Consider the following 10,706-nt stretch of genomic DNA (forward strand, 5'->3'; position numbering starts at 1 on the left):
TGTCGCTGTGGTCGGCGTACGACGTGATGTTGATGCACACCGTGCTGCCCTAGCCACGCTGAGTCGTCTGGCTCGTACGTTCGGGGTCATGATCGCCCTGCCTGCACCGAGATCGACGTTTTGGCGGCAAAGTGCGAGTAGCAGGCCGCCAAAACGTCGATCTCGACGCGGGGAAGGCAACTCCCAGCCATCGCTAGGGCGCCAGGTTGAAGCTCATATCGACCGCTGTACCTTTTGGTGTGCAATCCATTTCGAGCCAGTCGCTGACCGCGCGGATCAGCAGCAACCCCCGTCCGCGGACACCGGGATTAGTAGCCGCGGGCTTCCAGGACCCTTTGTCGGTGATCTTGATGCGAACCCGCGCGCCGTCGTTTTCGCCTTTGATACGTATCTTTCCGGGTTTGCGGCCGTGATAGCCGTGCTCGATGCTATTAGCCACGGCTTCGTTGACCGCCAGCACGATGTCGGCCACCCGCGCATCGCAAACTCCTGCGTCTTTCAGCCACTCCGCGAATTGATGCCGCAGTTCGCTGAGTTGATCGGCATCGACCACCCGGTGGATGGCCAGCACCGGGTACGGCCGTCGATAGACGATGATTGCGATGTCGTCGTCGTAGCCACCGGGCGGCGCCAATTCGGCCAGCGCCGCATCGGCGACCTCGTCGACGGTGCTGTTCATTCCGCGGGCCACCGTCGCACCGAGGTGGGCGATCCCGTCATCGAGGGTCATGTCGCGCCGCTCGACCAGGCCGTCGGTGTAGAGCATCAATGTCGAACCGGGCGTCAACGTGATGGCCGCTTGTGGGCGAGAACTCTTGCGCTGCACCGCTAATGGAACCGACCGGGCATCGCTGATCAGGGTATGCGCGTGCCCCGGTGCGGCCAGTATCGCGGGTAGGTGGCCGGCGCAGCTGTAGCAGAATTCGCCGGACTCGGTGTCCAGGACTGCCAGGAACACCGTGGTGCAGAACGCGTTGGGGATCAGATCGGCGACCGCATCGAGATCCTCGAGCAGCATTGCGGGCTCGGCCCCGGTGAGTAGCAGCGCACGTGCGGAGGCGCGGAGCTGACCCATCACCGCCGCAGCCGTGAGGCCGCGCCCCACACAGTCGCCGACGATGATGCCGATCCGATGGTCCCCGATTCGCAGTACGTCGTACCAGTCGCCGCCGATTTCGAGCGGCGCGACGGCCGGCTCGTAGCGAACGGCGAAGCCGGGCGGCAGCTTGGCGGGTGCGAGCATCGCGTGCTGGAGGGTCAGCGAGGTTTCGCGGGCGGCCTCGAACTGGCGCACGTGCTGAATCGCCAGCCCGAGGTGGCCGACCAGCACGGTGATCAGCAGGCGATCCTCGGCGCTGATCCGCCGCGGCACCCGAAGTTCGAGCCACAGGGCGACGCCTCCCCCGCCGGTGAGGACCGCTACGACTCCACTCGACTTGCCGGGGTCATGGGGGCTTTCGACAGGTTGAACGGTCAGCGGCAGCTGGCTTCGCGCGTGCTCGAAGATCTCCCGCAGCGCCGGTTCGAGATTTCGCCAGTGCGACGAAATCCGTTCGTCGGCAACCTGAATGGCTGGATCACCACCGGCGGTGGGCCACACCGCGGCAACGACCCGGTGCACGTCGAGGGCCAGCCGACACTCATCGAGCGTGCCCGACAAGACGTCGGACAAGCTCTTGGCCACGCTGACTGCGGTGGCCAAGCGCAGCACCGCACTTTCCCTCGCGGCGAACGCGCGCTCGGCGGTGATGTCGCGCAGGGTGCCCACGTAGACGTCGCCGTCGGTGGTATCGGCATCGACCCGGTTGACGTTGGCCGCGACCCACACCAGTCGGCCGTCGCGATGCCGGATCGGGGTCTCGTACTGGACTTGGGCTTCCGCGTCCAGCCGGGCCTGTTGGAGTTGCGCCGCCTTCTCGTCGACCAGCCACGGATGCGGCCACCGGTACGGCAATCCGTGGGCTCCGTAGCCGGTGAGTTTGGCGAAGGCGTCGTTCAATTCGATCACGGCGCCGGTGCGATCGGAAACGAAGAAGCCTTCCTGCAACGAGTTCACCACGGCGTCGCGGAACTGGTCACGGTTGGCTAGATGTTCTGCGCGGGCGCGCTGTTCCTCGGATTTCCGCATCGCCGTATCCAGCGGGGCGAGGGTGTGCAGGAGAAACGCCAGCGCCTCTGCACCGTCGAAGCCCGGCAGCTCGTGCGCCAGTTTGCTGACCAGCCCAGAGTGTTCTTCGATGATCGTCAGTATGCCGATGCCGTTGCGTAGTGCCTCGCGCCCCAGCGCATTGCCCACGCCGAGATCCTGGGCGTCGCTCGTCTGCAGATAGGTGCGCAGCGCCGCCGCGTACCCGACGAAGAAATCGTCGGATCTCATGCGGTGAACACCGGCGCGGGAATCACCGGTGCCGGCGCGCCGACATCGACATACAAGCCTCCCGGTTCTCCGCGCCGGACATAAGGCGGCGGACGTAGGTCTGGCGCCAAGACTAACCGACCCGCACGGTCGTTGACCGTGCGATACTGTCTTGTCGAATTTGTCCGGCGGCCCGGATCGGCACGGTCCCTGCCAGAAACGACACCACTTCAGATGAAGGATGGCCGTTGTCAGCTGCGGATCCGATCACCACTTCTGTCGCGCATAGCGACGGCGCCGCCGTGGTCAGCATCGGCGGTGAGATCGACTTGAGCACCGCGCCGGCCTTCGAAGAGGCCATCGCGCAAGCGCTTGAGAGCAATCTCAGCGTTCTCGTGATCGAACTTTCCGAGGTCACGTTCATGGCGTCGGTCGGGCTACGGATATTGGCAGCGACCAGCGAGAAGGTCGGCGAATCGACCCGAATCGCGGTAGTGGCCAACAGTCTGGCAGCCAGCAGACCGATCCAGCTGACCGGCCTCGACACCGTCGTCGCGCTGTACCCGACCCTCGACGAGGCGCTGGCCGGTCTGAGTGGGTAACGCCTAGGGCCGCAGCACCTGGCGCGCGATTGCGTACTTGTGCACTTCGGTCGGTCCGTCGTAGAGCCGGAAGGCCCGCATGTCGGAGAAGATCATCGCGACCGGTGTTTCATCGGAAATTCCTATGCCGCCCAGGATTTGGACGCAACGATCGGCGACCTTGAACAGCTCCTCCGACACGTAAGCCTTGACCATCGAGCTTTCGTGCCGGCCGGTGCCCCGATCGCCCATGTCCAGCGTCCAGCACGCCCACCAAATCGCGAGCCGGCATTGCTGCAGCGCGATTTCGTTGTCGGCGATCATGAAGCTGACGCCTTGATGCTCACCGAGGGTCTTGCCGAAGGCGGTCCGTTCGCGGGCGTGGTTGATCGCGATCGACTGCGCGCGGCAGGCGGCTCCCAGCCAGCGCATGCAGTGCGTCAGCCGCGCGGGCGCCAGCCGCAACTGGGCGTACCGCAGCGCCTGGCCGACTTCGCCGAGCACCGCCGAGGCGGGCAGGCGAAGGTCGTTGAACCGCACGACACCGTGTCCCTCGACGTAGTTGCGGTCCATCGTGTTCATCACCCGCTCGATCTCGATGCCGTCCGGGCCCGTAGCGCCCGGACCCTCGCACAGAAACAGGGTGGGGCCGTCTGGACCGTGCGGATTGGGCGCCACCCGGGCCATGATGATCCACGTCCGCGCGCCGTTGGCGCCGGTGATCAGCCACTTGCGGCCGTTGATGACGTAGTGGCTGCCGTCGAAATCCGCTGTGGTGTTCAGCTGGTTGGGATCTGAACCAGCGCCGCCGGGTTCGGTCATGGCGAACACCGACCGCTGCCGGCCGTCGATCACCGGGATGAGGAACTGCTCGACTTGTTCTTGACGGGCGACTCGACCTAGCAGGAACATGTTGCCCTCATCGGGCGCGGCGCAGTTGAGCGCGATCGGGCCCAGCGTCGACCAACCGGCCGCCTCGAACAGCACCGCCTGCTCCCGGTGGGACGGCTCGCGGCCGCCAAAACGCTTGGGCGCCTGGAAGGTCAGCAGCCCGGCGTCGCGGGCCAGCCCGACCAGCTCGGCGCGCAGCCCGTCGTCGGGACCGTGCCGGGTGAGCCGGGGATCGGTCTCGTACGGCACGATCTTGTCGGCGACGAACGCGCGGATCTGGTCGCGCAGCGCGGCGGTGTCGGCGGGGATGTCGAAGTCGATCACGGGCCCTCCATCGGGGTCACTGCATCAGGGTCACTGCATCAGGGTCAGGGCCTGCTCGAACAGGCGCACGGTGGCATCGTGGAGCAGGTCGCCGACGTCCTTGGGGGCCTTGCCCGCAAAGGCCCGCGCGTGGGTGCCCTCCAGCACGATGCCGAGCTTGAAGCATGCCAGCACGGTGTACCAGGTGACGCCGGACAGGTCGCGGCTGGTGTTGCGGGCGTACTGCTCGACGAGGTCGCCCGGGGCGGCCATCCCGCCGTGGTCGAACAACTGACCGCCGAAGGCCGCCGACTGTCCCCAGGTTGCCAGCAACCAGCCGAGGTCAAGCAGGGGGTCACCGATCGTGGACATCTCCCAGTCGACGATCGCGACGACCTCAGGGCCGGTGCGGGAGAACATCACGTTGGCCGCGTGATAGTCGCCGTGCATGATGCCCGGTGTCCAGTGTGACGGCCGGCCTTGCTCGAGCCAGGCGGCGACGTCGTCGACACCGGGGATGTCCGGACCCGGGTAGTCGTCGAACTCCCGATATGACTCCAGTTCTGAAAGCCACCGTGGCACTTGGCGTTCCAGAAAACCGTCGGGCTTGCCGTAGTCGGTCAAGCCGACTGCGGTGTAGTCGAGCGCGCCGAGCTTGGCCAGCGACTCGGCCATCGACAGTCCCATCCTGAAGCGCACCCCGGCGTCGCCGGCGTGCAGCTCTGGCAGTTCCTGCCCAGCGTTGAACCCGTCGATCGGTTCCATCAGGTAGAAGACCGCATCACCGAGCACGTCGGGGTCGGGGCAGCTGGCGATCAGGCGCGGATGCGGCACGTCGCTTCCGGCCAGCGCCGCCAGCACTTCGGTCTCGCGCATGATCACCGCGTTGCTGCGCGGGCGCAGATGCCGGGGTCCGCGCCGCAGTACGTACTCGCGTCCGGAGCGGGTGAACCGCAGCATGATGTTCTGGGTGCCGCCGCTGATCCGGGTGACGTTCTCCAGCGGGCCGTCGCCCAACCCCCGGCCCGACATCCACTCCGCGAGGCCGTCCGGGGCTTTGAGCTCCTCCACGAAGGTGAAGCTACTACGCAGCCCAGCGCCCTCACAGCCGGCCCGCGTAGTGTCCGATACTGGCTACTAACGGAAGGAATGACAATGGCGCGGACAGACAGCGATTCGTGGGAAATCACTGAGAGCGTGGGCTCGACTGCCCTCGGTGTCGCCGCGGCCCGGGCCGCCGAGACCGTCAGTGCGGACCCGCTGATCCAGGACCCGTTCGCGCAGGTGTTCCTCGACGCTGCCGGTCCGGGCATGTGGAGCCTGACTTCGGACCCGAAGCTCTCGGCGGCGCTGACCGATCTGGAGCCTGACGTGGGCGCGTACCGGCAGGTGATGATCGACTTCATGGCCGTGCGGACCAAGTGGTTCGACGAATTGTTCCTTGACGCGGTGGCATCGGGCATCCGGCAGGTGGTGATCCTGGCATCTGGCCTCGATTCCCGATCGTGGCGACTGCCCTGGCCCGACGGGACCACGGTGTACGAACTGGATCAGGCCAAGGTGCTGGACTTCAAGACGGGCACCTTGGCGCGCCATGGCGCTCAGCCGGCTGCCACACTGGTGAGCGTGCCGGTCGATCTGCGCGATGACTGGCCAAAAGCGTTGCAGGAAGCGGGCTTTGACACTACTACGGCGACGATGTGGTCGGCCGAGGGATTGCTGCGTTATCTTCCCGCGGCGGCGCAGGATCTGTTGTTGGAGCGAATCGATTCGCTCAGTGCGCCTGGTAGCCGGCTGGCCACCAACGGGCCGTCGAAGAATGCGGTGAACCCCGACCTGTTGGCCAGTCAGCGTGAGCGGTCGACGCGCTTTCGTGCCGCTGCGACCGAGGTCCTCGGCGCCGAGATCCCCGACGTCGACGAGCTCTGGTATCCCGAGCAGCGCACCGAGGTCCTCGACTGGTTGGGCGAGCACGGGTGGGATGCCACCGCGATCGATATGGCCGACCTGCTGGCCGAGCACGGGCGCGCCATCCCCTCGGCCGATGCCCTGCCGGCCGTGGTCTTCACCGCCGCCCGGCGCCTCTGATGTGCGGGGCGGGGTTCGAGTCGCGATCCCGGTGAATTTGCTGCGTGCTGAAGACGTTCCGTCGCTATACCGTGGGCGTGCCGGACGTTGCGTCCGAATGTTTGGATGCCTGTCGGCCGGGGTATTTCAGCAGCGCTAGTCGGTTTGGGCCGACATCGACGGAGGTCAGGATGCGTGGTGGAGGTCTTATCAGTTCGATCGTGGTGGTCTGGCTGGTGATCGGCGTCATCGCCGCATTCCAGCGGGATTACTTTAAGAACACCGAACAAAACTGTGCCACCTTGGGCACGATCGCGGTCACCGTGTTGGCGGGTCCGCTCAACTACGCGGGGGTCAACCCGAAGGTGACTGAATGTCACTTACCGCAACCCAGTTCAATGCCGGCGTTCGGTACCGGCCAATTGATGAGATTGGCGGCGTCATGATCGGCCTCGGCATCATTTTGCTGATATTGGGATACGTCCTGAAAGTGGCTGTGCTGCAAACGATCGGCGTCGTCTTGCTGGTCATCGGTGCTGTGTTGTGGGTTCTCGGTGCCGTTGGGCGCCCGGTGGCCGGCAGGCGTTATTGGTACTGACACCGATCGGCGCGACACCAATCTGAACTACCGAAAAGGACTCAACATGATTGTGCTCGGAATTATCCTGATCATCATCGGAGCTGTTGTTCCAAACCTTGCCATTCTGTACACCATTGGTGGCGTTCTGGTCGTCATCGGCGTCATCCTGTTCATTCTGGGCGCGGCTGGACGCCCGGTCGGTGGCCGCAAAGTCTGGTTCTAGCCGCTTAGGGCGTCTCACAGCGGGCGCATGGGAAAGCCATAGCGGGTCCTCATCCCCACGGCCATACTAGATAGCTGTGAGCCGACCCCAAGCCCCTGTCGAACGTGTCGTGATGCGCCGGGCCGACGGGAACCCGATCAACGTGCTGGTGGTCGACGACGAGCCCGTTCTCGCGGAGATGGTCTCGATGGCCTTGCGCTACGAGGGCTGGAACATCGCGACCGCCGGCGACGGCGCGTCGGCGCTGGAGTCGGCGCGTTCGCAGCGACCAGACGTCGTCGTTCTCGACGTGATGCTGCCCGACATGAGCGGGTTGGATGTGTTGCGCAAGCTTCGTGAGCAGACGCCCCGATTGCCGGTGCTGCTGCTGACGGCCAAGGACGCGGTCGAGGATCGAATCGCCGGTTTGACCGCAGGCGGCGACGACTACGTGACCAAACCGTTCAGCCTGGAAGAGGTCGTGCTGCGGCTGCGGGCTCTGTTGCGGCGCACCGGGGTGACCACCGAGGACAGCGGCGCACAGGTGGTGGTCGGGGATCTGGTGCTCAACGAGGACAGTCACGAGGTGACGCGCGCGGGGCAGCCAATCTCGTTGACGTCCACGGAGTTCGAGTTGTTGCGCTTCATGATGCGCAACTCCAAGCGGGTTCTGAGCAAGGCCCAGATCCTCGACCGGGTATGGAGCTACGACTTCGGGGGCCGGTCGAACATCGTCGAGCTGTACATCTCCTACCTGCGTAAGAAGATCGACAGCGGTCACGAACCGATGATTCACACGCTGCGAGGTGCTGGCTACGTCCTCAAGCCGGCCCGCTAGCCATGGGCGGGGCCTGGTCCCTTCGGTTCCGCTTGTTGGTCGGTCAAATCCTCATCCTCGTCATCGCCTGCCTTGGCATCGGCGTGGCAACCGAATTGGCGCTGTACAAATACCTGGTCGCGCAGCTCGACACCGAGTTGCATGACGCGTCGCATCGTTCGGTGCGGATTCTGCTGGAGCCGTCGACGGGGTGGCGGCATCATCCACGGCCCTTCCCGCGGCCCGGCCCGGGCCCGGTCTTCCTGGATGCTCCGGCGCAGCCGGTCGGCATGGTGGGCGCGGTGATCAGTCCGGACGGGACGATCGAGGCCGGCTACCTGACCGCAGCAGGCGGGCGTGCCGCCCTCACTGACGCCGCGCGCGCGGAGTTGGCTTCGCTGCCCGTCGACTGGCACCCGGTGACCCGGGATATCGATGGACTCGGCCGCTACCGTCTGGTCGCCGCGCACGCCCGCCGCACCGGCGACGTCATCGTCACCGGCCTGTCGACGTCCGGCGTCGACGCGACGATGATCCGCGTCCTGTTGATTTTCGGCGTCGTCACCATGATCGCCGTTGCGGTCGCGACCACCGCGGGCATTGTGATCATCCGGCGGGCACTGGCTCCGCTGCGTCGCGTCGCTCAAACCGCGGGCGAGGTGGTCGATCTGCCACTGGACCGCGGCGAAGTGGCGCTGCCGGTGCGGGTAGGCGAGTCAGATGCCAACCCGCGCACCGAAGTTGGGCAACTCGGGTCCGCGCTCAACCGGATGCTCGACCACATAGCCGCTGCGCTGTCGACGCGGCAGGCCAGCGAGACCCGGGTGCGGCAATTCGTTGCCGACGCCAGCCACGAATTGCGCACCCCATTGGCCGCCATCCGTGGCTACACCGAACTGGCGCAGCGAGTCGGCCAATACCCAGGTGACGCCGAGGCCGTCACGCACGCGATGAACCGCGTTCAGTCCGAGACCGAACGGATGACCAACCTGGTCGAGGATCTGTTGCTGTTGGCCCGCCTCGATTCCGGGCGGCCGCTGCAACGCGAACCCGTCGACCTGTCGCGGGTCGCGGTCGACGCGGTCAGCGATGCCCACGTCGCCGGCCGTGACCACAAGTGGGAGCTGGACCTGCCCGAGGAGCCGGTGATGGTGCCCGGCGATGCGGCGCGCCTGCACCAGGTGATGACCAACCTGCTGGCCAACGCCCGTGTTCACACCGGAGCAGGCACGGTGGTCACCACCCGGTTGCACTCCGACGGTACCCATGCCGTGCTGAGCGTGTGCGACGACGGCCCGGGTATCCCAGAGCAGTTGCAGTCGGAGGTGTTCGAGCGCTTCGCGCGCGGCGACACGTCGCGATCCCGCAAAGGCGGCAGCACAGGTCTGGGCTTGGCCATCGTCTCGGCGGTGGTCAAAGCCCACCACGGTACGATCACGTTGCAGAGCACGCCGGGCCATACCGACTTCACGGTCCGGTTGCCGCTGTCACTGGAATCATGAAAGCCATTGCCTATCAGATGAACTGGGTTATCCCGCAGCCGATCTACGGCCCAACTTTCGAACGAAGCTGAAAGGATGACGCGGTGGACTCATTGCCGTACGACGACACGGCAGATTTCGCCGACGCCGACCGGGGCTTCATCGGTGCCCTGACGCCGTGCGTCGTCACGGCCGCCGACGGCCGTGTGGTGTGGGACAACGACAAGTACGCCTTTGTTACCGGTGAGGCGCCGCCGTCAGTGCACCCCAGCCTTTGGCGGCAATGCACCTTGACCGCCAAACAGGGCCTCTACGAGGTAGTGCCGGGCATCTATCAGGTCCGTGGACTGGATCTTTCGAACATCAGCTTCGTCGAGGGCGACACCGGCCTGATCGTGATCGACCCGTTGGTATCCACCGAGGTGGCGGCCGCGGCGCTGCAGCTGTACCGCAGTCACCGGGGCGATCGGCCCGTCGTCGCGGTGATCTACACCCACAGCCACGTCGACCATTTCGGCGGCGTGCTCGGTGTTACCGCCCAGGCCGACGTCGATGCGGGCAAGGTGGCGGTGCTGGCGCCCGAAGGCTTTGCCGAGCATGTCGTGCAGGAGAATGTCTACGCCGGCCCGGCGATGGCGCGCCGGGCCACCTACATGTACGGCAGCTTTCTCGAGGCCGGTCCTCGCGGGCATGTGGGTTGCGGTCTGGGACAGGCGGTCTCGCGGGGTGAGGTCGCCGTGATCGTCCCAACTGTCGACGTCAGGAGCACCGGAGAGTCGCACACGATCGACGGTGTCGAGATCGAATTCCAGCTGGCACCCGGTACCGAGGCGCCGGCCGAGATGCACTTTTATTTTCCGAGATTCCGCGCCCTGTGCATGGCCGAGAACGCCACCCACAACCTGCACAACCTGTTGACGTTGCGTGGTGCACTGGTCCGCGACCCGCACGCCTGGTCGGGCTACCTGACCGAGGCGATCGACTCGTTCGCCGACCGCGCCGATGTAGTCTTTGCTTCGCACCATTGGCCGACCTGGGGTCGCGAGCGGATCGTCGAATTTCTCTCGCTGCAAAGGGATCTCTACGGCTATCTGCACGACCAGACGTTGCGGATGTTGAACCAGGGGCACACTGGCGCCGAGATAGCCGAGACCATGCAGATGCCCCCGGCGCTGGAGCGAGCGTGGCACACCCACGGGTACTACGGCTCGGTCAGCCACAACGTCAAGGCGGTGTATCAGCGCTACATGGGCTGGTTCGACGGCAACCCCGCCCGGTTGTGGCCGCACCCGCCCGAGGCACTGGGCGCGCGCTACGTCGACGCGCTGGGCGGCATCGACCGGGTGGTCGAGCTGGCCCAGCAGGCCTTTGATCACGGTGACTACCGTTGGGCGGCAACACTACTCGACCACGCCGTGTTCTCCGGCA

General features: G+C 65.8%; 11 protein-coding genes. 8 read left to right on the plus strand and 3 right to left on the minus strand.

Going from position 1 to position 10,706, the window contains the following annotated elements:
- Positions 1 to 193: 193 nt before the first annotated feature.
- Entirely contained in the window at positions 194 to 2,377 is a 2,184-nt protein-coding gene (locus tag AC2VOG_RS00395) for a SpoIIE family protein phosphatase (RefSeq protein WP_486937935.1), read from the minus strand.
- Positions 2,378 to 2,604: 227 nt separating this feature from the next.
- Here AC2VOG_RS00395 and AC2VOG_RS00400 point away from each other — a divergent pair, with 227 nt between their 5' ends.
- Positions 2,605 to 2,958 carry an STAS domain-containing protein gene (locus AC2VOG_RS00400; protein WP_486937936.1) on the plus strand — a complete coding sequence of 118 codons (354 nt, stop codon included), beginning with the start codon at positions 2,605 to 2,607 and terminating at the stop codon, positions 2,956 to 2,958.
- A 3-nt stretch (positions 2,959 to 2,961) separates the two neighbouring features.
- Here AC2VOG_RS00400 and AC2VOG_RS00405 read toward each other — a convergent pair whose 3' ends face one another.
- Complete coding sequence (locus AC2VOG_RS00405; protein WP_486937937.1) at positions 2,962 to 4,152, minus strand: acyl-CoA dehydrogenase family protein; 1,191 nt, start codon at positions 4,150 to 4,152, stop codon at positions 2,962 to 2,964.
- A gap of 30 nt (positions 4,153 to 4,182) precedes the next feature.
- Complete coding sequence (locus tag AC2VOG_RS00410) at positions 4,183 to 5,163, minus strand: phosphotransferase family protein (protein WP_486937943.1); 981 nt, start codon at positions 5,161 to 5,163, stop codon at positions 4,183 to 4,185.
- A gap of 123 nt (positions 5,164 to 5,286) precedes the next feature.
- On the opposite strand from AC2VOG_RS00410, the gene AC2VOG_RS00415 reads away from it, so the two are divergent.
- From AC2VOG_RS00415 to AC2VOG_RS00445, 7 genes are all read left to right on the plus strand, one after another.
- The gene (locus AC2VOG_RS00415) at positions 5,287 to 6,219 is read left to right on the plus strand and encodes a class I SAM-dependent methyltransferase (protein WP_486937938.1); all 933 of its coding nucleotides are present in this window, start codon (positions 5,287 to 5,289) and stop codon (positions 6,217 to 6,219) included.
- Between the two features lie 170 nt (positions 6,220 to 6,389).
- A complete protein-coding gene (locus tag AC2VOG_RS00420; protein WP_486937944.1) occupies positions 6,390 to 6,644 on the plus strand; it encodes a hypothetical protein in 255 nt (84 codons plus the stop codon).
- Entirely contained in the window at positions 6,641 to 6,796 is a 156-nt protein-coding gene (locus tag AC2VOG_RS00425; RefSeq protein ID WP_486937939.1) for a hypothetical protein, read from the plus strand. Before AC2VOG_RS00420 ends, AC2VOG_RS00425 begins: the two co-directional genes overlap by 4 nt.
- Before the next feature lie 46 nt (positions 6,797 to 6,842).
- A complete protein-coding gene (locus AC2VOG_RS00430) occupies positions 6,843 to 7,001 on the plus strand; it encodes a hypothetical protein (RefSeq protein ID WP_486937940.1) in 159 nt (52 codons plus the stop codon).
- Positions 7,002 to 7,113: 112 nt separating this feature from the next.
- Entirely contained in the window at positions 7,114 to 7,818 is a 705-nt protein-coding gene (locus AC2VOG_RS00435) for a response regulator transcription factor (protein WP_486937945.1), read from the plus strand.
- A gap of 2 nt (positions 7,819 to 7,820) precedes the next feature.
- On the plus strand, positions 7,821 to 9,299 hold the full coding sequence (locus AC2VOG_RS00440) for a sensor histidine kinase (RefSeq protein ID WP_486937941.1): 1,479 nt from the start codon (positions 7,821 to 7,823) through the stop codon (positions 9,297 to 9,299).
- 83 nt (positions 9,300 to 9,382) lie between these two features.
- On the plus strand, positions 9,383 to 10,706 hold a 1,324-nt coding region (locus AC2VOG_RS00445; protein WP_486937942.1), incomplete at its 3' end, for an alkyl/aryl-sulfatase.

It is taken from the genome of Mycobacterium sp. TH-M11 (assembly GCF_057473725.1).

Excerpts from the sequence above, each read along its gene's own strand:
- AC2VOG_RS00395 (WP_486937935.1), bottom strand. The coding sequence starts at position 2,377 with ATGAGATCCGACGATTTCTTCGTCGGGTACGCGGCGGCGCTGCGCACC.
- AC2VOG_RS00440 (WP_486937941.1), top strand. The coding sequence starts at position 7,821 with ATGGGCGGGGCCTGGTCCCTTCGGTTCCGCTTGTTGGTCGGTCAAATC.
- AC2VOG_RS00435 (WP_486937945.1), top strand. The coding sequence starts at position 7,114 with ATGCGCCGGGCCGACGGGAACCCGATCAACGTGCTGGTGGTCGACGAC.
- AC2VOG_RS00425 (WP_486937939.1), top strand. The coding sequence starts at position 6,641 with ATGATCGGCCTCGGCATCATTTTGCTGATATTGGGATACGTCCTGAAA.
- AC2VOG_RS00420 (WP_486937944.1), top strand. The coding sequence starts at position 6,390 with ATGCGTGGTGGAGGTCTTATCAGTTCGATCGTGGTGGTCTGGCTGGTG.
- AC2VOG_RS00415 (WP_486937938.1), top strand. The coding sequence starts at position 5,287 with ATGGCGCGGACAGACAGCGATTCGTGGGAAATCACTGAGAGCGTGGGC.
- AC2VOG_RS00410 (WP_486937943.1), bottom strand. The coding sequence starts at position 5,163 with ATGTCGGGCCGGGGGTTGGGCGACGGCCCGCTGGAGAACGTCACCCGG.
- AC2VOG_RS00430 (WP_486937940.1), top strand. The coding sequence starts at position 6,843 with ATGATTGTGCTCGGAATTATCCTGATCATCATCGGAGCTGTTGTTCCA.